Origin of the sequence: Lysinibacillus sp. UBA5990, from assembly GCF_002429815.1 — a bacterium.
GTDB lineage: Bacteria > Bacillota > Bacilli > Bacillales_A > Planococcaceae > Lysinibacillus > Lysinibacillus fusiformis.
In genome coordinates, this window is sequence record NZ_DJAY01000016.1 from 36,940 (window position 1) to 57,243 (window position 20,304).

The window sequence follows — 20,304 nt, forward strand, 5'->3', positions numbered from 1 at the left end:
GGGATTGCGATGAATAGTTGGAGAAAGATAGTGGTGTCTCCAAACACAACATTATTGGAAACCATGAAAATAATTGATGATACCTCCCTTCAATTTGCGATAGTCGTAGATGATAGTCAGACGCTGTTAGGGACGGTAACAGATGGGGATATTCGTAGAGGTATTTTAAGAGGAGAAGGATTAGATGTAAATATTGAAAGTGTAATGAATGTAAGTCCTATTACAGCTGGTCTTGATAATACTTATAGTGAATATCTGAATATTTTAAAAAAATACAAATTAAATCAATTACCAATAATAGATAACGATAATAGAATAGTAGACATTATTTTTGCAGGTCAGCAACAGCAAGAAACAAATAAAAATAATCTTGTTGTCTTAATGGCAGGTGGACTTGGTTCACGTTTACGCCCATTAACAGAAAAAATTCCAAAGCCAATGCTAAATGTAGGAAACAAACCAATTCTAGAAACAATTATCGAGGGATTCAAGCAATATGGATTCACTCGGTTTATTTTATCCGTGAATTATAAAAAAGAAGTTATTCAAGATTATTTTCAAGATGGATCAGATTTAGGTGTGACCATTTCTTATATAGAAGAAGATAAAAGAATGGGAACAGCAGGTGCTTTGTCCTTACTGCAAGAAAATCTTAATAGCCCTATTTTGGTAATGAATGGTGATTTGCTAACGCAAGTAAATTTTGAACAGCTATTACAATTTCATGAAGAAACAGATGCAACTGCGACAATGTGTGTGCGTGAATACGAATATCAAATACCTTATGGTGTCATTGAAACGAAAGGTCAGCAACTAATATCTATTAAAGAAAAACCTATTCATAGAAGCTTTGTGAATGCAGGAATATATGTATTAAGTCCGAGTGTATTTGAGTATATTCCACAGGGTAAATTTTACGATATGCCGGATTTGTTTAACCAATTAATAGATGAACAAAAAAATGTATCAGTATTCCCTGTTCGTGAATACTGGTTAGATATTGGGCGCATGGCCGATTTTGAACGTGCTGATGAAGAGTATAGTAACTATTTTAATAAAGTAGGTTGTAAATGATGAGTGTGAAAAAGGCTGTTGTAATAGGCTACGGGTCTATTGGGCAAAGACATATTAATTTATTAAATGGCTTGGGCATTGCGACAGTAGTAGTTTCAAAACGCTATATTGATGCTGAAAAAAGCTATTTAACAATTGAAGAAGCTATTGAAAGTGAGCGCCCGGAGTATATTGTTATAGCAAATGAGACTTATTTCCATGAAGAAACGCTTAATCGCATTCAAAATACAGGGTATGATCATAAGATTTTAGTGGAAAAGCCGCTATTTGCCAAAATGCCGTCTCAAAACTATCGCTTTTCTTCGCTGTATATTGGTTATAATTTAAGATTCCATCCAATTATACAAAAATTGAATGAGTTGTTAAAGGTTGAACAAACATTATCGGTCAATGCGTATGTAGGTCAATATCTACCCACTTGGAGACCTGATACAGATTATACTAAGGGCTATTCTGCTGATATTGCAAAGGGTGGCGGGGTTATTAGAGATTTAAGCCATGAATTGGATTATTTAAATTTCTTATTTGGAAATTGGGCTGAAATGACAGCAAATGGTGGTCAAATAAGTAATTTGTTAATTCAATCAGATGACTATTTTTCAGTATTGTACCAAACTCAGACAGGGATTAACATTTCAGTAGAAATGAATTATTTAGACAGAATTATACAAAGACAGTTAGTTATACAAACAAATAAACATACATATAAAGCTGACCTAATCGGACAAACGTTACAAATTGATAATGAAATTTTACGCTTTAAAGTGGGTCGAGACGAAACGTATATAAATCAACATATCGCATTATTAAATAATCGTGTGGATATGCTTTGTGATTTGCGAGGCGGAATAGATATAGTTCGTATGATTGAAACAGCCGAACAATGCTCGAAAGAGAAGGTGTGGATGAAAAATGAGTAGAATCTGTACAATTTGTGCTCGTGGTGGGTCGAAAGGCGTTAAAAATAAAAATTTAAAAGAAATATTAGGCAAACCACTAATTGCTCATAGTATTTTACAAGCAAAAGCTAGTGGGTTATTTGACATAATCGCAGTAAGTAGTGACAGTCAAGCAATTTTACAAACTGCTGAGGAGTACGGAGTTGATATTGTAATCAAACGACCAGCAGAGCTAGCAACAGACACAGCGGCAAAGTTACCAGTTATTCAGCATTGTGTAACAGAAGTTGAAGAAATCACAGGCTTAGTATTTGATATTATGACAGATATTGATGCAACATCACCATTACGAAACGTGATAGATTTGAAGAATAGTATCGAGATGCTTGAAAATCACGAACATGCAACTAATTTAATTACTGGTGCTCCGTCTAGAAGAAGTCCATATTTTAACTTAGTAGAAGAAAATGCAAAAGGTTTTGTTCAGTTATCTAAAGAATTACCAGCAGCGATAGTAAGAAGACAAGATGCGCCAAATAGCTTTGATATGAATGCTTCTATTTATGCTTGGAAACGTGCTGCGTTCTTCAATGATAATTCAATATTCACTCCTACAACAATATTATATGAGATGCCTGAAGAACGTTCAATCGATATAGATTCAGAGCTAGATTTTGAATTCGTTTCATTTTTAGCTGAGAAAAGAGGAAGTTTATTATGAGTGTAAACTATTTTGAACGTTTTAATTTAAAAGGGAAAAATGCTATTGTTACTGGTGGTGCTGGGATTTTAGGAAGTTATTTTTGTAAGGGATTAGCAGATGCTGGTGCTCAGGTAGCTGTAGTTGATATTAACATTGAGGAAGCAACTAAGGTTGCAGAGCAAATTATCGTCGATTATAATATGACAGCAAAAGCGTTTTATTGTGATTTAACATCTGAAGAATCTGTGAAACAAATGGTTCAGGCTGTTGTAGAAGAATTTGGGGAAATTAATATTCTACATAATAATGCTGCAGGCAAATCTAGTAATTTAGCTGCATTTTTTGCACCATTTGAAGATTATGATCTAAATCAATGGAAAGAAATCATGAGTACAAATTTAGATAGTATGTTCCTTGTTGCAAAATATGTCGGGAAAGTAATGAAAGAACAAAATAAGGGAGGGTCTATTATCCAAACATCTTCTATTTATGGTGTAATGGGTCCAGATAACCGTATATATGAAGGTTCAAATTATTTGGAACGTCAAATTAATACCCCTGCTATTTATTCAGCTTCTAAAGCTGGCGTAGTAGGTCTTACGAAATATTTGTCTACCTACTGGGCAAAGGATGGTATTAGAGTAAATACCATTACTCCAGGTGGTGTGGAAAGTGGTCAAAATGATACATTCAAGCAGAACTATAGCAATCGTATTCCATTAGGTAGAATGGCACAACCTGAGGAAATGATTGGTGCATTGATATATTTAGCTTCGGATGCAGCAAGTTACGTTACAGGCCAAAATATCATTATAGATGGTGGATTGAGTGCTTGGTAAGTACTATATTTATAATGAAATACTTGTTGTCATGAAAAATGACGGCAAGTATTTTTTTTACTATTTACTTTAATCGGATATTATCTTAAGTTTCAAAAGGTATGATTTTAATAAATATAAAAAGTGACCGATATATACAATATATGCTATAGGTCGATTAATAACATACATAACTTAAAAGCTAATACAAGAATTGAGGAAATAAATCCATGAATATACTAGAAAATAAAACAGTACTGGTAACAGGCGGCACGGGGTCTTTTGGTAAAAATTTTGTCAAACAGGCCTTAAAACTTAATGTTAAGAAAATTATTATATTTAGTCGAGATGAACTGAAGCAATATGAAATGAGACAACAATTTCATGATGAACGTATTCGTTTTTTTATTGGGGATGTTCGCGATAAGGAGCGTTTAGATCGTGCGTTTGATGGAGTAGATATTGTTGTGCATGCTGCTGCGATGAAGCATGTGGAAGCCTGTGAGTATAACCCGTTTGAGGCGATAAAAACTAATATCCATGGGGCACAAAATATTATTGAAGCTGCTATTGATTGCGGTGTCGAAAAAGTAATTGCTTTGAGTACAGATAAAGCATGTAGTCCGGTTAACTTATACGGAGCAACAAAGCTGGCATCTGATAAATTATTTGTTGCAGCTAACTCTTATGTGGGTTCGAAGAAAACAGGCTTTTCTGTCGTACGTTATGGCAATGTTGCTGGTAGTCGTGGAAGTGTGGTCCCATTCTTTAAAAAAATATGCGTAACTGGAACGGTACCAGTAACTGATGAGCGTATGACGCGTTTTTGGATTACTTTAGATCAAGGTGTTCAGTTTGTGATCGATAGTCTAGAGCGTATGCATGGTGGTGAAATTTTTGTTCCAAAAATTCCAAGTATGAAGGTAATGGATTTAGCTAAAGCGATTGCACCTGAGTGTGAAGTTGAAATTGTCGGTATTCGTCCTGGGGAAAAGTTACATGAGGCAATGATTATGGAGGATGATGCCCGACATACAGTAGAGTTTGATGACCATTATGTCATTCAACCAGAGTTTCCTTGGTGGTCTAAAAAATTTGCTGAGGGTGGCAAGACATTACCTGAAGGATTCGCGTACACGAGTGATAATAATACGGAATGGTTAACGATTGAACAATTAGAAAAGCTGTCGGAAGATATATCATAAATTGGTCGGGTTATATTGCATGAGAAAAATTATTGAATTAAATATCAAATGAAGTATCTGGTTGTTGTCACAATCTTCGTTCAGGAGATCCAGCGAAACGCGTTAGTTCAATAGTTAGAGCTAAGAAGATAATTAATTGGCAGTGACAATATGACTTAGAAAAAATTGTTGAAACGGCATGGCAGTGACATGTGAAGAAATTTGGAGGTACAAAATGAAACGTATATTAGTGACAGGAGGGGCAGGCTTCTTAGGCTCGCATTTAATTGATCGATTACTAGAACAAGGGCATGCTATTGTATGTATCGATAATTTACAAACTGGTGCAATGGTAAATATTAGCCATGTACGGGATAAAATTCAGTTTGTTCAGCATGATATTATAGAGCCTTTTCCCGAATTAGGTCAGTTTGATGAGATCTATAATTTAGCTTGTCCAGCCAGTCCTATACATTACCAGGCAGATCCTGTTCATACATTTAAAACAAATGTATTAGGTGCTTTGAATATACTAGAACTTGCCCGTAAAACAGGTGCAAAGGTATTTCAGGCATCTACCTCTGAAGTTTATGGGGATCCTATAGTACATCCGCAACCCGAGCATTATTGTGGAAATGTAAATCCGATTGGTATACGGAGTTGCTATGATGAGGGAAAGCGTGGTGCAGAAACATTATTTTTTGATTACGCACGTATGTATGGTATTGAAATTAAAGTGGCTCGCATTTTTAATACATATGGTCCAAGAATGGATACTAAAGACGGACGTGTCGTCAGTAACTTTATCGTCCAGTCATTACTTAAAAAACCTTTAACTGTATATGGTGATGGGAAACAAACACGCTCTTTCTGCTATGTAGACGATTTGATAGAAGGCTTTTTACGATTAATGGCAACCACAAAAGAAGTTACAGGTCCTGTAAATTTGGGCAATCCGAATGAATTTACAATGCTTGAACTCGCAGAAAAAGTTGTGAAATGGACAGGGAATGATACACCTTTACAATTTGAAAAGCTTCCACAAGATGACCCAAAACAACGCCGACCGGTCATTGCTGAAGCACAACGTATCCTAGATTGGGAACCAAAAGTCATGTTAGATGAAGGACTTCAGAAAACAATCGCTTATTTTGCGAGTAAAGTGCAGGAGAGATGAAAGATGCAAAGAGTACGTAAGGCAGTAATCCCAGCAGCTGGCTTGGGAACAAGGTTTTTGCCTGCAACAAAAGCTCAACCAAAGGAAATGCTTCCAATTGTGGACAAGCCTACAATTCAATATATTGTAGAAGAAGCAGTGGCATCGGGTATTGAAGATATTATAATCATTAGTGGACGCAACAAACGTTCAATCGAAGATCATTTCGATACGAATTATGAATTAGAACATTCATTGGAAATGAAAGGTAAGTTGGAGGATTTAAAGGAAATAGAAGCCATTTCAAATCTAGCGAATATACATTATATACGTCAAAAAGAAGCGAAGGGCCTTGGAGATGCGATTTATTGCGCACATCGTTTTATCGGAGATGAGCCATTCGCCGTATTACTAGGTGATATTATTTTACAAGCACCTACTCCTGCGTTAAAACAATTAATCGATACATACGACCACGAAAAGGTTTCTGTCATCGGTGTCCAGCAAGTACCGATGGAAAGTGTCCATAAATATGGTGTGATTGATCCAGCAGCAGAGGTGAAGAATGGTAAGGCAATTGAAGTAAAGGGTTTTATTGAAAAACCGTCAAAAGAGGCTGCCCCCTCTAACTATGCTATTATGGGACGTTATGTACTAACACCTTCGATTTTTGAAAAGTTGGAAGCTACTGAACCTGGTGCGGGTGGAGAAATCCAATTAACGGATGCGATTCAATCGTTAAACCAAGAAGAACGAGTAGTTGCACAAGATGTTGTAGGACAATTATATGATATTGGTAGTAAAATTGGCTTTGTCCAAGCGACGATCGACTTTGCATTACAACGTGAGGATTTAAAAAATGATATTCAAGCTTACATCAATACGAAAGCAGGGGTAACAAAGTGAACGTAGGTATTATTGGAACGGGATATGTCGGCTTAGTAACAGGGGCCGTGTTATCAGACATCGGGCATGTTGTTACTTGTTTAGATATTAATGAAGAAAAGATTAATACCCTTAAAAAAGGGCAATCACCAATTTATGAGCCTGGATTAGATGAAATACTAACACGTAATATTGAGGAAAATCGCTTAACCTTTACAACAAGTGCTCAAGAAGCATTTGCACAGGCAGATATTATCTTTATAGCTGTAGGTACACCTCAAGGAGAAGACGGGGTAGCGGATTTGTCTTATATTGAACAAGCAGCTAAAGATATTGCGAAAAATGTAGAGCATGATGTGATTGTTGTTGTGAAAAGTACGGTTCCAGTAGGTACGAATGATAGAGTGGAAGAAATACTTCATGCAAATATGGTAGCGGGTTTACAAATTCATGTAGTATCTAATCCTGAGTTTTTACGAGAAGGACATGCAATTAACGATACATTTTACGGAGATCGTATTGTGATAGGAGCAGAAAATTCAATTGCTAGAGAAAAGGTAGAATGTTTGTTCAAGTCACTAAATATACCAATTATGCATACGAATCGCCGCAGTGCGGAAATGATTAAATATGCATCAAATGCATTTCTAGCAGTGAAGATTAGTTACATCAATCAAATTTCTAATTTATGTGAAGCGCTTGGAGCTGACGTGAATACAGTAGCAGATGGTATGGGTATGGATAAACGAATAGGACGCGAGTTTTTGAATGCTGGATTGGGCTATGGTGGATCATGTTTTCCAAAAGATACAGAAGCATTAGCATACTTGGCACATGAAAATGATGTGAACCTAAGTATAGTGCAATCAGCTATACGAGCAAATGATGAGCAGCGCTATATTTTTGTAGAAAAGGTATTAAATCATTTTAATCGAGATGTTATAGGGAAAAAAATTGCGATATTAGGGCTAGCATTCAAGCCAAATACAGACGATATGCGAGAAGCCCCGTCTATCATGATTATTAAAGAATTAGTGGCAAGAGGTGCTGAAATTTCAGCGTATGACCCAGTTGTGAAAAAAACCCAGTATTTGGAGGGAATAAAATTAACTTATGCAACTACTAAGGAAGAGTGTGTCTCAAAATCTGATGCAATCTTGCTCGTTACAGAATGGCAAGAGTTTATCGAGGCAGATTGGGCTAAGTTAATGACTTATTCTAACAATGCTGTTGTCTTTGATGGAAGGAATATACTTAAATTTTAATGGTTACTGGAGGTGAATGAAGTGAGCAAAATTCAAGTTGAAGTACTTGACAGTAAAATTGGGGTTCCAGCTCTACAAGTAGAGATTGATGATAAAAAAATGATGCTCCATAGTAAATATAATCCCATGCAGGAAGCTGAACGTTTAATCGATTCTCTTAAAGAAAAAATAGAAGAATCAGAGCATATTTTATTTTATGGGGTGGGATTAGGTTATCATATTCGATACTTTTGTGAGCAGTTCCCTGAAAAACTTGCATCGGCATATGAACCAGTTGCTGAGATTGCTACAATTTCTTTAAAGGAGCTTACAATAACCAAATTTCCTAAAGATAAATTATCGAATTACATTGTAGAGGATAGTCAACATCCTTTAGTTAAGAATTTGGAGTTACTTAGTGAGCTTATTCATCAAAAAATGTTGTTGATTGTGTTGCCTGTTTACGAAAGAATATTTTCAGAAAAAACAAAGGAATTCGGAGAAACATTAAAATCATTATTAATGAGTAAAGGGTCTAATATGGTTGCAGCCACACTTTTTTCAAAAAGATGGACGCTGAATGCATTGATGAATTTACCAGGAACATTTAAACATGAAAATATAATTTTACATAAGAAAAAACACTTTAAAAACAAGCCCGTTATTTTAGTAAGTGCGGGTCCATCTCTTGATGAAGAATTAGAAAATTTACGCATTATTAAAAAACGGGGCTTGGCATATATTTTCGCAGTTGGTTCGGCCACTAAGGTATTGGTCTTAAATAACATTTACCCAGATGCAATGTGTACATATGATCCACAATCACATAATCACACTGTTTTTAAAGAAATATACGAGCAAGAAATTACTGATATTCCAATGATTTATGGTACTACGGTAGGTTTTGAAACTTTACAATTTTATCAAGGACCAAAGCTATATTTTGTAACATCACAGGATCATATTACTCCACAGTTCTATAAAGAACAATTACCTGTTATTTCTGATGCACCAACAATTGCATTAATTATGCTACAAATTTTCCACGCTCTAGAAGTAAAACAAGTATATCTTGTTGGCCAAAATTTATCTTTTAAAAAGAATAAGTATTATTCAGAAGAAATTAAAAGATATGATTACGAGAAAAAGGAACTAACAAATAGTTTAATACAGACGCATGATTTAATTAGTTCATTTGAAGTGAAAGATGTTCATGGTGGCAAAGTCATTACAAACGATAGTTTAAATCGAATGAGACTAGATATAGAGAAGTATATAGATTTTGTAAATATGCCTGTCATTAATACAACTAATGGTGGTGCAGCTATAAAAGGCGCAAATTTCCAACCTTTACAACAGATAATCGAAGAATTATCGGAAAAAGTTGTAGTAGATGAATGGTGGAAGCCAGTACCACTAGATGGATTTTACGAGTTAAATCAAGCTTTTAAAAAGAAATATAGAAAAGAATTTGAGCTTTTTATTCGATCTGATAAAGAATTGGAAATCTATTTAAATGACTTTAAAGAGTCTTTAAAGAGCATAAAGGTAAATCAAATTAAGCAAAAACTTGAAGAGTTGGAGATACTTTTCGAAAAGTATCAAAGAAACATATTCTTTCTGACGACTATTTCACCAATAGCAAAGCTTGCATTTGAAAAATTAAATGCAGAAAAACAAATTATGAGTAAGATGGATAGTTCGACAAAAAAAGTTGAGAGAACTATTCAAGTGTACAACGGATATCTGAATAATTGCCGAACTTTTTATCGAGATCTTGCTCCAATCATTACCAATATTACATTGTTGGAATTAGAGAAACAATTAGAAACAAAAGGCTATAATAGCACTTCAGGTGTTTTTCATTATGTAGGAGATTGGAAGAAAAAATATCATACCTTGAAGGAGAATGATGGATCCAATTATAGTATTTATACATCAGGAGTAGAAACAAAAGAAAAAGGTGCAAAAATAATCTTCCAATTTCATGGTGAAAATTTAAAGGTGTTCGGAACAATTCATTCTCAGAAAGCAGCAAAAATTCAAGTTACGATTGATGATAAAATGAACACAATTATACTGACCAATGGTGTTAATGAAGATAAGTATGGCTCATTTATGCGTCAGAAACTATTTGAAACTTCAGGTCTAGATGGCAAAAGGCATGACGTTGAAATTGCTATCCTATCAGATAATCCATCAATTGTTTTTGAAGGGATTGAAATTTGTTCAACTGGTAGGGCATATCACATAGATGAAGTGATTTCTGTAGGAGATCTTGAAATTGGGAAGCGGATTCGTTGTCATTATAAAGCAACCTATAATCAAGTTGGAGAATTTTCAGGGCTTGGAGATGAAATAAGTAATCACTTACCAGTTATTTCAACTGCATATCCGAATGGAGATTTTTATTTTATTATGGTGGATGAAATTGATAGTGAGAAGAAGTTGATTGCAGATCGAGTTCTTCAAAATTATATTAGTTGGAATGAACTTACTGTACATCTGAAAAATAGTATAGATCTATTGGAAATTGCCATACCAACAGGTAATAGTACATATAGTAATGAAACAGATATTGATAAACTTCAGGATTTAGATGCGAAATTTATTAGTCAAAATAAAAACAACATTATGTGGAATTATAATAGTAATTCATCAACTTGGATTAAAGAAAACATGTGGTGTGATGTAAAAGAGAAGGTAAACTATGTTGGTTTTAGAGGAGGTAACTTTGGAACTAAAGATAAAGATTTTAACACACTATATATTAGACGGGAGGACACAATAGGAGCACATGTCGGTTTTCGCCCATTATTAATCTTGTGAGGAGTTGTTAAGTTTGAGAGCGGCCATATATGGAGCTAGTTCATCAGGTTACTATGCAAGTGAAATTTTAAAACTACAAGGTTATACAATAATGTTTTATATAGATCAGACTGGTACAATTACTGATGCAAGAAATTTTGATAATGTAATCGTCTATAAAAATGTTGCTGAAATTCAAGATGAAAGTATAAAAAGTATAGACTTCCTTCTAATTGCTCTTGGTAATAAAGATGAGTCAAGATTGCTTCAACAAAAATTATCTTCAGTAATTCATAAACCTATTAAAACAATACATGATGAGCCGTATGAATTAATCTATTCGCAATTAAAAAAACAAAAATACAATTATTTAGAGGAATGTGGTTTTTATAGAAGTATTAATGAAAGGAAATCTGTGGATAAAAATGGAGAACCCATACCATGGATTACATATCCTTGTATTGAGTTTTTATCGAGTAGAATAAATAAAAATATGAAAGTTTTTGAATATGGATCAGGTAATAGTACATTGTGGTGGTCTAAAAGAGTCGATAAAATTTTTGCTGTTGAACATGACAAAGAATGGTATATACAGGTGAAAAATTTAACTAAAGATACTAATGTAGAAATAGTCCATAGAGAATTAATTTATAATGGAAATTATTCAAAAGAAATTTTGAAACATAAAAATATTGATATTGTGATTATAGATGGTCGAGATAGAGTGAATTGTGCCATCAATAGTCTACATTCTTTGAGTAAAAGCGGAGTTATTATTTGGGATAACACGGATAGAGAATGTTATAAAGCAGGATATGATCATTTGATTAAGAGTGGATTTAAACAAATTGAATTTATTGGAATGATTCCAATTTATGATTTCAAATCACAGACGAGTATCTTTTATAAAAACGATAATTGTTTAGGTTTATGAAAGAATTGTAATTGTCCAAAATACGAATCGCCCTATTAAAGCAATATTATAAATTGTTTGAGATACATAATTAAGTTTAGGGGCTTTAAAAGAAATAAAGTACCTTGTGATAAGGGTAACAAAATATAGATGTAAAATATTGAGGGGTCCAATAGCAATTCGAGCAAGATAATTAGTAAGACTGGGGAGTGAAGCAGGGCTGATAGTGATTATGCAAGGTAGTGTAGGGAAAGATCATAATCACTTATTACTATTATTCAAGTAAGTTTAGCACCTAGCAAAAAAATGCAATACCTAAAGGGAAGGTCGCCGAGAATATTGCAAGACGATTTTTCTGAGCTAATAAAAAAGTATTGAGGACAATTTTTGTGGGAGAGAGGGTACTTTTGTGCGACTGTTGGAACAGTTACAGAGGAAATCATAAGAAACTATATAGCTAATCAATTCAGCGAAGACAAGAATGATATCTTTAATATTGAAGAATGGGTTTAGTCAGTATTCAGTGTGCAAAAGTACAAGAGCTTTAAGAAAGCCTTCGAAATGCTTAAATTAAAGGGAGTATGAAATTTTATTTTATATAGATCAAACAGGAATGATTTGTGACACGAGAATTAAAAATAATAATGTATATAAAGGCAGCAATGAGGTGCCAATTCGTCTTATAGAACAGGCAGATTTTATTATAGTTGCAACAGATAATTCTAATATAGCAAAAGAAATTATGTATTCATTGAATTATAAGTCCATTTATAATCAACTAAATAACATGGATATAGAATATTTGCAAAAGAACGTTTTTTATCAAAGCGTTGGAGATAATAGTCCTGTTGATAAGAATGGAAAACCATTATCGTGGATTACATATCCTTTATTAAATTTATTAAAGATAGAGTAAATGAAACTATGAAAATTTTCGAATATGGTTCTGGGGGTAGTACTTTATGGTGGTCTGAAAAGTTGTTAGTATTATCTCAGTAGAACATGATAAACAGTGGTTTGAAAAGGTTAGTAATAATTTGTGTGGAAAAAATATTAATTTATAAAGAGTTATTTTATGATGGAGAATATTCAAAAGAAGTATTAAATCATAAAACCTTGATGGAGTAATAATTGATGGCAGAGATTGAGTGAACTGTACAGTTAATAGTTTAAGTCCATTAAATGAAGACAGAGTTATTATTTGGAATAATACTGACAGATATTGCTCTGAAGAAGGTTTTGATTATGTAATAAAACGCGGCTTTAGAAAGATAGATTTTGTTGGAATGGCTTCGATGTGCGATTTTAAAACACAGACAAGTATTTTTATAGAATTAACAGTAATTTTGGTATCTAATAACAAAAAGAAATTCAGAGGTGTATAATGCTAGATTTAATAGATAAAAAATTAATCTTTTGGGGTACGGGATCTTTAAGTAAAAGAATTTATTGTAATATTATGCTAAATAATCTACCTGTTCATATAGAATGTTTTATTGATAATGATAAAACAAAGGTTGGTCTTATGTTATTTGATAAGAAAATACATCATTCTGAAGAAATTCATAATATAAAGACTAGTGAGCATTGTATCGTTATTTGTAGCTCTTTTGAAAAGGAAATTATGAATCAATTAGGGAATATGAGATTTAAACAGCAGATAGATTTCATCACATATAGGGAGTTCGACAATTATTTAGAATATTTAACTGCGTATGAGCAGATTAAGTATTATGACAAACTAAAGGTTATTATCGGTGCATCTCAAACAAATCAGAAAGGGTGGATTTCTACAGATAAACCTTATTTGGATGTATTAAAGCAGGAAGATTGGAAGAATTTATTTGGAGGTAGGGAAATAAATTCTATTGTCGCAGAGCACGTTTGGGAACACTTAACTTATGAGCAAGGAGTAATAGCAGCCAAAAATTGCTTTTGTTACTTGGAAAAAGGTGGTCGTTTAAGGATTGCAGTTCCAGACGGGAATCATCCGAATCCACACTATATTAGTTGGATAAAGCCAGGTGGATTTGGTGATGGAGCTGAGGATCATAAAGTTTTGTACACCGTTGATATGATAACAGGTTTATTAAAAAATGCTGGTTTTAATACTGTTGATGTAATTGAATACTTTGATGAAAGTGGTAATTTTCATCAAAGCGATTGGAAGCTAGAGCATGGTTTTATTAATAGAAGTAAGGATAATGATCCGCGAAATTGGCACGTTAATAATGTTTACTCGTCTTTGATTGTAGATGGAATAAAATAAAATCTAAGTTGAGGGATGAAAAATGAAAAAACCTGTAGCATTTATCATATTCAATCGTCCAGATACAACAGCTATCGTTTTTGAGGAAATTCGCAAATATTCGCCAAAGCAGTTATTTGTTATTGCTGATGGTCCAAGAGCGTCTAAAGAGGGCGAAGCGCAGTTATGTGCAGATACACGCGCACTTATACAGGTGGATTGGGATTGTGATGTGACATATATTTACTCAGACGAAAATCAGGGTTGTAAAAAAAGGATTTCTTCAGGATTGGATGAGGTATTTTCGTATGTAGAAGATGCGATAATCTTAGAAGATGATTGTTTACCTCATACAGATTTCTTTAGCTTTTGTGAGGAATTATTAGAATACTATCGAGAAGAAGAAAAAGTTATGACAATAGCAGGTAATAATTTTCAATTACCGTCATTTCAAATAGATGAAAGCTATTATTTTTCTGTATATCCAGAGTGTTGGGGATGGGCAACGTGGAAACGTGCGTGGGAAAAGATTGATATTAGTTTGGGGGAATGGTCTAAATATAAAGAATCGAATGAATTTGATGAAATTTATTACGATGTCTTCGTTAAAGAATTCTGGGAAAAAACATTTGATGATGTCGCCAATGGTCTTATAGATTCTTGGGCGTATCCATGGGTTTTTACGTCATTCATAAACAAAGGGTATACAATATTGCCTAAAAAAAATTTGGTTAGTAATATTGGTTTTTCGAAGGAAGCAACCCATACTAAAGAATATAATGATTTATTAGCTGAATTACCAGTTTATCCAATTGATTACCCTTTAATTCATCCGAAAAAAATTGTATCTAATTTTGAAGCGGATTTTTTTACAACAGAAAATATCTTTAATGTAAAGCTTTTGAAAGAAAAAGCATCTACTACCGTTCTGAAAATGAAGTTTATTGAGAACTCTGTTGAAGTAATGAGTCCTAATAATTTTGAAGTAGGAGAATTGTATATATTTGGGTCAGGGGAATGGGGAGAGTTTTTACAAGGTTATATGGATGAAAGAGGATATCGTGTTAAAAACTTCTTAGTAATGGAGTCTAATAATGTAGGGAAAGTATTAAATGGCATAAAAATCAAAGATATTCGAGATATAAGATTTAAAGCTGAAGATATAATTTTGGTAAGTATAGAGGGACATCATGATAGAAAAGTAATTTCTTTAATTAATGATTTAATACCGGAAGGTGTAAAAATAATTAATTGGAAATATTTAACTTATAAAGAAGGTATATAATATAAATGGCAATAAATGGTTTGTGTTTATAGGAACTAGAAGGGAGGGAGGACATGATTTTAAAAAAATTATTAAAATTCGATGGTGATATTTATATTTTTGGAACAGGTGCAATGGGGTTGAATGTTCTAAAAGAGTTGAAAAAGAAAAAAATTAATATTAAGGGGTTTATAGATAATGATATTCTAAAACATGGGAAAACATTACAAGGGCTCAGAATTATTAAACCAGAAATTATAAATAAAGAGTCTTATATTGTAATTGCCTCATCGTGGTATTTAGAAATAGAGACACAACTCCAAAAAATAGGGCTAAAAAAATTTGACAACTATTTATATTGGGAAGATTTTTTTGGTATTTATGGAGATTTCGATAATTGGCAAGAAGCAGAAAGTTTAAGTAGAGGCTATAATTCAGAAATTATACTTAATAAGGTTAAGAATTCCTTATTAAAGGTTAAACAGGGTGAAGCTTTATATGAAAGGGACTCCGTTTTATTTGATAAACCAGATTATTCTTTTCCATTGATTGCCTCATTATTATTTATAGCGAATAGTAATGGAGGGGATTTAAACGTTCTTGATTTTGGAGGATCTTTAGGGTCAACCTACTATGAGTGTAAGAAATTTTTTGATTTTAAGAAAATAAATTGGAATGTTGTGGAACAGGAAGAGTTTGTTCGTGTAGGTAAAGAACATTTTGAAGATGATACACTTAAATTTTACAATAATATCCAAAAGTGTTTACAGACAAAGAATATTGATGTAATAATTTTTTCAAGTGTTTTACAGTATCTTGAGGTCCCATATCTAATATTAGAAGAGGTTATTGGAGAAAAGGTACCATTTATTTTGTTCGACAAGATGCCATTCAATAACAAAAAAGAAGATAGATTATCTATACAATACGTTCCTCACAATATTTATGATGCAGATTATCCTGTTTGGATAATGAGTAAAGAAAAGTTAATAAATTTTTTTTATGGGAAGTATAATATCTTTCTTGAATTTGAATCACATCTTAAAATTAAAATTGATGGGGAATGGAAATCTTATGAAGGATTTTTAATGAAGAGAGGATAAAAATTAGTGATTGTTTAAAAATATTCTAAAATTTCAGAGACAGTTTAAATCGTTATAGTTGAAGAAAGAGGTATAGGTAACTAGGTGATTTACCTATTACAGAAAACCTTTGCTATAGATTCTGAGTATTCCTTTAAATGTAACATTAATGAATAGAGAGCAAGAAGAAACTGTAAAGAACATAGTGTAGTTTTTTGAAGTTGGAAAGGAGTAATAGTTTGCTTAATTTTTGTACTTTATTTGATTCGAATTATTTAACAAGAGGTATGGCATTGTATGAGTCTTTAGAAAACACGGGAGATAATTTTCTATTATACATTATTTGTATGGATGACTTATGCTTTGAAATCTTAGATGATTTGTCTTTACAGCATGCAGTTTTAATACCTTTAGCAAGTTTTGAGAGCGAGAGATTATTATCAGTTAAAGAGAGTCGATCTAAAGGAGAGTATTGTTGGACATGTACACCATATGCAATTTCTTATGTATTAGATAATTATGATGTGAAAGAATGTACATATTTAGATGCTGATTTGTATTTTTATAATTCACCGTCTATTTTACTTGATGAATTTGATAAATCTGGAAAGTCGGTTTTGATAACGGAACATCGCTATACAAAAGTATACGATCAATCAAGTACATCAGGTATTTATTGTGTACAATTTATGACTTTCAAGAACAATTTTAAAGGTAAGAAAATATTAAACTGGTGGCAAGAACGTTGTTTAGATTGGTGTTTTAATCGTTATGAAGACGGGAAATTTGGAGACCAAAAATATTTAGATGACTGGTTAACTAGATTTGAAGGAAGCGTTCATGTACTTGAACATTTAGGTGGTGGAGTTGCTCCGTGGAATGTTCAACAATATGATTTTTCTAAGGGTATCGATACTGAAGAATCTCTAATAGTTTTTTACCATTTCCATCAATTTGAAATATATATCAATAATAGATTTGAAGCTGGGCGTTATCGTTTAAATAAAGATATTATAAATGCTATATATATTCCATACTTAAAAAGCATAAGTAATCAGAATGAAAAATTAAAATCGTATAATCTATTAGAATCAACTGTTTATGATGAAAAAAAAGATAATAACAAAGAAATATTGCTCAAATGGTTAGAAATTAAAATAAATCAAGATAAATCTGTGTGTTCAAATTTCCAGTACTTTAATGATAAAGATATTATGTTGTTTGGAAAAAATCGAATTACACCTCTAATTCTGAATGAACTCGAAAAAGCAAATATTCGAGTTCAAGCTTTAATCGAAAGTAATCCTCAAGAAGTAACAACAGATGATGGTATTCCTATTTATGGTAAATACTATTTAAATGATTATAAACATGATGCAGTTATTATAGTATGTTTAGAGGGGAGTCATGATTTAAATTTAATTAAAGAGTTAGAAGAACTTAAAGTTACTAAAGGACGGTTGTTAATAATAAGTTGGAAAGAAATTGTTGAACAATTTAAAGGGGATTTATTTATTCACAAGAACCAGCAAAATTATAGTTTTATACATTTTAATTCAAAAGAATAGGGAGTTAATGTGGAAATATTAAAGAGAATTTTAAAAAGGAAAGAATTTATTGATAATCCGCCTGTTTTATTAGATATAGGAGCATCGGGTGATTTGAATCAGAAGTGGGAGATACTTGCTCCATATTCAATTGGAGTAGCATTTGATGCTGATGATAGGGATTTTGAGTACATAAATAAAAAAGATTCTACATTTAAACAATTATATGTATTTAATAGCATTGTCTCAAATATAGAATCTAAAAAAGTGTATTTTCATTTGACTAAATCTCCCCATTGTTCTAGTGTACTTGAACCAAATAAAAGTCAATTAGAAAATTGGTCATTTGCAGAGTTGTTTGATGTAGATAATAAAACTGAGTTACGCAACATTACATTAAAAAAAGCTTTACAAAGTATAGGTATTGGATATGTAGATTGGTTTAAGTCGGATTCACAAGGAACCGATTTAAGATTATTTACTAGCTTAGATCAACAGATTCAAAATAAAGTATTATTAGCAGAATTTGAACCAGGGATATTGGATGCATATAAGGATGAGGATAAACTTTTTTCAATTATACAGTATTTTGATCAAAAAAATTTTTGGTTATCTAAAATGGATGTTAAAAGCACATTAAGGTTTAATAAAAAGGTTGAGGCACGATATTTTTCTAGAGCTGAACAAATGTTTTTAGAAAAAAACTTAACTAAAGCACCCGGATGGGCTGAAATTACATATTTAAATGACTTTAGTAATGAAAAATATTTAACAAAGCGAGATTATTTATTAGGTTGGATTTTTTCTATTATAGAGGAACAATTAGGGTTTGCTCTAGAAATTGCAACTTGCGGGTTTGAAAGATATTCTGATGGTGTTTTTCAAGAGATGAAAGAATATACTTTATTAGAAATAAATTTTCGATTAGAAGATGATGAGTTTTATAATTATTTAAAACATGATGCCGTCTATACATTAGATGATGAAAAACTATTCGATAATCTATCCATGTGTACAAATGAAAAAGAGATATTTATATTTGGTGCAGGTTCGTTTGGAGAAAGAGTTTTAGAACATTTAAATAATCATTCAATAAAGTTGAGTGCTTTTATTGATAATGATCTGAATAAACGAGGTCAGCTTTTAAGTAATGTAAAGGTTGTCTCACTTGATGATTTGCCAACCAATATGTTTATTATTATAGCGTCTACTTGGCATAAAGAAATTAAGCAGCAATTAACAGATAAAGGTTTGAAAATAGGGAAAGATTTTTTAGTTGTATATATTTAATCAAAAGAATGATATGAAATTAGGAGATTAAAAATGTTAAGAGCTCTGATTACAGGTATCACTGGTCAGGATGGTGCCTATTTAACAAAATTCCTTTTAGAAAAAGGATACGAGGTGCACGGGTTAGTCCGTAGATCTTCAATTGAGCGCTATGATCGTATTGAGGAATATTTAAGCGATGTGCACCTTCATTATGGCGATATGACAGACTCAGCTAATTTAATTCGTCTAATGTCTGAAATTCGCCCAGATGAGGTGTATAATTTAGCTGCGATGAGTCATGTGAAAGTTTCATTTGATACGCCTGAGTACACGGCGAATGCTGATGGAGTGGGTACACTTAGATTGCTTGAAGCAATTCGAATCTTAGGGCTTGAAAATAAAACACGTATTTATCAGGCATCTACAAGTGAACTTTATGGGAAAGTGCAAGAAACACCACAATCTGAAACAACGCCCTTTTATCCACGTAGTCCATATGCTGCTGCAAAAATTTATGCATATTGGATTACGGTCAATTATCGAGAGGCATATAATATTTTTGCATGTAACGGTATTTTGTTTAACCATGAATCACCATTACGCGGCGAAACCTTTGTTACACGTAAAATAACACTTGCAGTTGCCAATATTAAGCATGGCAAGCAAGAATGCTTGTATTTAGGGAATCTAGATGCTAAACGTGATTGGGGCTTTGCAGGGGATTACGTTGAAGCAATGTGGCTAATATTACAACAAGACAAGCCAGATGATTTTGTGATTGCGACAGGTGAAACAAGAACTGTTAGAGAATTTGTTGAATGTGCATTTGCAGAGGCTGATATTACAATTGAGTGGCATGGTAAGGGAATTAATGAAAAGGGTATTAATAGGGAAACCGGAAAAGTAATTGTCGCTGTTGACCCGCAATTTTCTCGCCCAACTGAAGTGGAATTATTGCTAGGGAATTCAACAAAGGCAAGGGAAGTATTAGGATGGCAGCCAAAAACGAGCTTTAATGAATTAGTGAAAATAATGGTTCATGAAGATTTAAAAAGAATCTAATTTAAGAAAGGTGCGATATGAATTTTAAATATAAATCTCATATCGCTCTTTTTAATATGATTTGATGAAAGAGTGACATTGAAGATACAGGAATTATAGAAATTCAAATTGAAGAAGCAGTTAATGAAGAAGATATAGTGTGTTT

Annotated in this window: 17 protein-coding genes; all 17 read left to right on the forward strand. The window is 32.7% G+C overall.

Annotation, left to right across the window (positions count from 1 at the left end; translation table 11 throughout):
- The first annotated feature begins 9 nt into the window (after positions 1 to 9).
- A complete protein-coding gene (locus B3D94_RS22005) occupies positions 10 to 1,074 on the forward strand; it encodes a nucleotidyltransferase family protein (RefSeq protein WP_291760858.1) in 1,065 nt (354 codons plus the stop codon).
- Positions 1,071 to 1,994 (forward strand): Gfo/Idh/MocA family protein, encoded by a 924-nt coding sequence (locus tag B3D94_RS22010; RefSeq protein ID WP_291760861.1) that lies wholly within the window; start codon positions 1,071 to 1,073, stop codon positions 1,992 to 1,994. The genes B3D94_RS22005 and B3D94_RS22010 overlap by 4 nt, the downstream gene beginning before the upstream one ends.
- Positions 1,987 to 2,694: a cytidylyltransferase domain-containing protein gene (locus B3D94_RS22015; RefSeq protein WP_069480082.1), complete on the forward strand. Its 708-nt coding sequence runs from the start codon at positions 1,987 to 1,989 to the stop codon at positions 2,692 to 2,694. The genes B3D94_RS22010 and B3D94_RS22015 overlap by 8 nt, the downstream gene beginning before the upstream one ends.
- Positions 2,691 to 3,515 carry an SDR family oxidoreductase gene (locus tag B3D94_RS22020; protein WP_291760864.1) on the forward strand — a complete coding sequence of 275 codons (825 nt, stop codon included), beginning with the start codon at positions 2,691 to 2,693 and terminating at the stop codon, positions 3,513 to 3,515. Before B3D94_RS22015 ends, B3D94_RS22020 begins: the two co-directional genes overlap by 4 nt.
- A 209-nt stretch (positions 3,516 to 3,724) precedes the next feature.
- A complete protein-coding gene (gene pseB / locus B3D94_RS22025; RefSeq protein WP_025116737.1) occupies positions 3,725 to 4,699 on the forward strand; it encodes a UDP-N-acetylglucosamine 4,6-dehydratase (inverting) in 975 nt (324 codons plus the stop codon).
- 214 nt (positions 4,700 to 4,913) lie between these two features.
- A complete protein-coding gene (locus tag B3D94_RS22030) occupies positions 4,914 to 5,855 on the forward strand; it encodes a UDP-glucuronic acid decarboxylase family protein (RefSeq protein ID WP_069480083.1) in 942 nt (313 codons plus the stop codon).
- 3 nt (positions 5,856 to 5,858) lie between these two features.
- The gene (galU, locus tag B3D94_RS22035; protein WP_069480084.1) at positions 5,859 to 6,740 is read left to right on the forward strand and encodes a UTP--glucose-1-phosphate uridylyltransferase GalU; all 882 of its coding nucleotides are present in this window, start codon (positions 5,859 to 5,861) and stop codon (positions 6,738 to 6,740) included.
- Entirely contained in the window at positions 6,737 to 7,984 is a 1,248-nt protein-coding gene (locus B3D94_RS22040; RefSeq protein ID WP_069480085.1) for a UDP-glucose dehydrogenase family protein, read from the forward strand. Before galU ends, B3D94_RS22040 begins: the two co-directional genes overlap by 4 nt.
- Positions 7,985 to 8,005: 21 nt before the next feature.
- Positions 8,006 to 10,792 (forward strand): motility associated factor glycosyltransferase family protein, encoded by a 2,787-nt coding sequence (locus B3D94_RS22045; protein WP_291760871.1) that lies wholly within the window; start codon positions 8,006 to 8,008, stop codon positions 10,790 to 10,792.
- 13 nt (positions 10,793 to 10,805) lie between these two features.
- A complete protein-coding gene (locus B3D94_RS22050) occupies positions 10,806 to 11,705 on the forward strand; it encodes a hypothetical protein (RefSeq protein ID WP_291760873.1) in 900 nt (299 codons plus the stop codon).
- Positions 11,706 to 12,071: 366 nt separating this feature from the next.
- Positions 12,072 to 12,197, forward strand: coding sequence for a transposase (locus B3D94_RS22055; protein ID WP_254664218.1), 126 nt, complete (start codon positions 12,072 to 12,074; stop codon positions 12,195 to 12,197).
- Positions 12,198 to 13,068: 871 nt separating this feature from the next.
- On the forward strand, positions 13,069 to 13,953 hold the full coding sequence (locus tag B3D94_RS22060; protein ID WP_291760880.1) for a class I SAM-dependent methyltransferase: 885 nt from the start codon (positions 13,069 to 13,071) through the stop codon (positions 13,951 to 13,953).
- Between the two features lie 22 nt (positions 13,954 to 13,975).
- Positions 13,976 to 15,217, forward strand: a complete 1,242-nt coding sequence (locus B3D94_RS22065) for a glycosyltransferase family 2 protein (protein ID WP_291760882.1) — start codon at positions 13,976 to 13,978, stop codon at positions 15,215 to 15,217.
- Between the two features lie 53 nt (positions 15,218 to 15,270).
- A complete protein-coding gene (locus tag B3D94_RS22070) occupies positions 15,271 to 16,299 on the forward strand; it encodes a methyltransferase, TIGR04325 family (protein WP_291760885.1) in 1,029 nt (342 codons plus the stop codon).
- A gap of 272 nt (positions 16,300 to 16,571) precedes the next feature.
- Positions 16,572 to 17,846 carry a hypothetical protein gene (locus tag B3D94_RS22075; RefSeq protein WP_291760888.1) on the forward strand — a complete coding sequence of 425 codons (1,275 nt, stop codon included), beginning with the start codon at positions 16,572 to 16,574 and terminating at the stop codon, positions 17,844 to 17,846.
- A gap of 9 nt (positions 17,847 to 17,855) precedes the next feature.
- On the forward strand, positions 17,856 to 19,115 hold the full coding sequence (locus B3D94_RS22080) for a nucleoside-diphosphate sugar epimerase/dehydratase (RefSeq protein ID WP_069480091.1): 1,260 nt from the start codon (positions 17,856 to 17,858) through the stop codon (positions 19,113 to 19,115).
- A 33-nt stretch (positions 19,116 to 19,148) separates the two neighbouring features.
- A complete protein-coding gene (gene gmd, locus B3D94_RS22085) occupies positions 19,149 to 20,159 on the forward strand; it encodes a GDP-mannose 4,6-dehydratase (protein ID WP_291760892.1) in 1,011 nt (336 codons plus the stop codon).
- Positions 20,160 to 20,304 lie beyond the last annotated feature (145 nt).

What these genes read in the sequence shown, in the direction of transcription:
- B3D94_RS22005 (WP_291760858.1), top strand. Translation starts at nt 10, where the DNA reads ATGAATAGTTGGAGAAAGATAGTGGTGTCTCCAAACACAACATTATTG.
- B3D94_RS22010 (WP_291760861.1), top strand. Translation starts at nt 1,071, where the DNA reads ATGATGAGTGTGAAAAAGGCTGTTGTAATAGGCTACGGGTCTATTGGG.
- B3D94_RS22015 (WP_069480082.1), top strand. Translation starts at nt 1,987, where the DNA reads ATGAGTAGAATCTGTACAATTTGTGCTCGTGGTGGGTCGAAAGGCGTT.
- B3D94_RS22020 (WP_291760864.1), top strand. Translation starts at nt 2,691, where the DNA reads ATGAGTGTAAACTATTTTGAACGTTTTAATTTAAAAGGGAAAAATGCT.
- pseB (WP_025116737.1), top strand. Translation starts at nt 3,725, where the DNA reads ATGAATATACTAGAAAATAAAACAGTACTGGTAACAGGCGGCACGGGG.
- B3D94_RS22030 (WP_069480083.1), top strand. Translation starts at nt 4,914, where the DNA reads ATGAAACGTATATTAGTGACAGGAGGGGCAGGCTTCTTAGGCTCGCAT.
- galU (WP_069480084.1), top strand. Translation starts at nt 5,859, where the DNA reads ATGCAAAGAGTACGTAAGGCAGTAATCCCAGCAGCTGGCTTGGGAACA.
- B3D94_RS22060 (WP_291760880.1), top strand. Translation starts at nt 13,069, where the DNA reads ATGCTAGATTTAATAGATAAAAAATTAATCTTTTGGGGTACGGGATCT.
- B3D94_RS22065 (WP_291760882.1), top strand. Translation starts at nt 13,976, where the DNA reads ATGAAAAAACCTGTAGCATTTATCATATTCAATCGTCCAGATACAACA.
- B3D94_RS22070 (WP_291760885.1), top strand. Translation starts at nt 15,271, where the DNA reads ATGATTTTAAAAAAATTATTAAAATTCGATGGTGATATTTATATTTTT.
- gmd (WP_291760892.1), top strand. Translation starts at nt 19,149, where the DNA reads ATGTTAAGAGCTCTGATTACAGGTATCACTGGTCAGGATGGTGCCTAT.